Genomic DNA, 2,109 nt, shown 5'->3' on the forward strand with positions numbered 1-2,109 from the left:
GGGGCTGGGCCGCGAGACCGGCCGCGGTGGTGGCGGCCAGGACCGCCAAGGGCCGCCGGTGCCGCGCCGGCAGCACGGCCGCGGACACCAGGGCGAGCAGATACGCGGCGAGGGGCGGCGCGGTCAGGGCGTCCTCGACCCGCACGGTCCCGCCGAGCAGACAGATCACGAACGCGGCCGCCACGACCGCGCCCTCCCGCCCCCGTCCGGGGCGCGACATCGCCGTACCCGCGAGGTCCGATGTCGGCAGCACGCGGCCCAGCTCAGGGAACCGGTTCACAGGAGTGCGCATACGACCACCTTCGGGTGCCCGCAACCGGCCGGGCATCGTCCTGAGGAACCGTTCCCTCTGGTGCGTACGCACTACACGCGCGCACCCGGACACGCCCGAGGGCCCCGTCTNNNAGGCGTCCGTGCAGTTGAAGGTCGTACGGCAACGCCACACGCCGTCACGGTCGTTGAGGATCTCCAGGCGCTGCTCGCCGGCCTCGTCACGCGAGTCGAAGATGAAGCGGTGCGCGTTGACGATCGCGGCCGGGCCGAAGTACTGGCCGTCGTTCCAGAACACCGGGCACGACGACGTGCACGCGGCGCACAGGATGCACTTGGTGGTGTCGTCGAACCGCTCGCGGTCCTCGGCGGACTGGAGCCGCTCACGCGTCGGCTCGTTGGTGTCCTTCGTGATCAGGAAGGGCATCACGTCCCGGTACGCCTGGAAGAACGGCTCCATGTCCACGACCAGGTCCTTGAGGACCGTCAGGCCCTTGATGGCCTCGATCGTGATCGGCTTCTCGGGGTTGATGTCCTTGATCAGCGTCTTGCACGCCAGGCGGTTCTTGCCGTTGATCCGCATGGCGTCGGAGCCGCAGATGCCGTGGGCGCAGGAGCGGCGGAAGGTCAGCGTGCCGTCCAGATCCCACTTGATCTTGTGCAGACCGTCGAGGACGCGCTCCTTGGGGTCGATCTCCAGCTGGAAGTCTTCCCAGGTCGCCTCCGCCGAGACCTCCGGGTTGAACCGGCGGATCCGGAAGGTGACGGTGATGTAGGGGGAGTCGGCGAAGCCGGGCTCGGGGGAGCCGGCCGCGTCCGCCTTGTCCAGAACAGGGGTAGCCATCAGTACTTACGCTCCATCGGCTGGTAGCGGGTCTGGACGACCGGCTTGTAGTCCAGACGGACGGTCTCGGTGCCGTCGGCGCCGACCTCGCGGTACGCCATCGTGTGGCGCATGAAGTTGACGTCGTCGCGGTTGGGGAAGTCCTCGCGGTAGTGACCGCCGCGGGACTCCTTGCGGGCCAGCGCGGAGACGGCCATGACCTCGGCCAGGTCCAGCAGGTTGCCCAGCTCGACGGCCTCGAGGAGGTCGGTGTTGAACCGCTTGCCCTTGTCCTGGATGGCGACGTTCTTGTAGCGCTCGCGCAGCTCGGCGATCTTCTCGACCGCCGTCTTGATCGTCTGCTCGGTGCGGAACACCATGACGTTGGCGTCCATCGTCTCCTGGAGCTCGCGGCGCAGCTCGGCCACCCGCTCCTTGCCGGTGGAGGAGCGCAGCCGCTCGATCTGCCCGACGACGAGGGACTCCGGGTTCTCCGGCAGCTCGACGAAGTCCGCGGTCTGCGCGTACTCCGCCGCGGCGATGCCGGCCCGCTTGCCGAACACGTTGATGTCCAGCAGCGAGTTGGTGCCCAGGCGGTTGGCGCCGTGCACCGACACGCAGGCCACCTCGCCGGCCGCGTACAGGCCGGGGACGACCGTGGTGTTGTCCGCGAGGACCTCACCCTTGACGTTGGTCGGGATGCCGCCCATCGCGTAGTGCGCGGTGGGCTGGATCGGGATCGGGTCCGTGTAGGGCTCGATGCCGAGGTAGGTCCGCGCGAACTCCGTGATGTCGGGCAGCTTGGCGTCCAGCTGCTCCGGCGGGAGGTGCGTGAGGTCCAGGTAGACGTGGTCGCCCTCGGGACCGCAGCCGCGGCCCTCGCGGATCTCCGTGTAGATGGAGCGGGAGACGACGTCGCGGGAGGCGAGGTCCTTCATGACGGGCGCGTACTTCTCCATGAAGCGCTCGCCGTCCTTGTTGCGCAGGATGCCCCCCTCACCGCGGGCGCCCTCGGT

General features: G+C 69.1%; 1 protein-coding gene and 1 pseudogene. Both read right to left on the bottom strand.

All coding sequences use genetic code 11. From position 1 onward, the window contains the following. Window positions 1–337: 337 nt before the first annotated feature. Window positions 338–1,114, bottom strand: a pseudogene (locus CCN29_RS25105) (succinate dehydrogenase iron-sulfur subunit); the annotation flags it as partial. Next, window positions 1,114–2,109: FAD-binding protein (locus CCN29_RS25110; RefSeq protein WP_442538487.1), on the bottom strand; the 996-nt coding region annotated here is incomplete at its 5' end. The gene CCN29_RS25110 and the pseudogene CCN29_RS25105, both read right to left, overlap by 1 nt.

Origin of the sequence: Streptomyces pseudogriseolus (assembly GCA_002154585.1) — a bacterium.
In the GTDB taxonomy this organism is placed as follows: Bacteria; Actinomycetota; Actinomycetes; order Streptomycetales; family Streptomycetaceae; genus Streptomyces; species Streptomyces pseudogriseolus.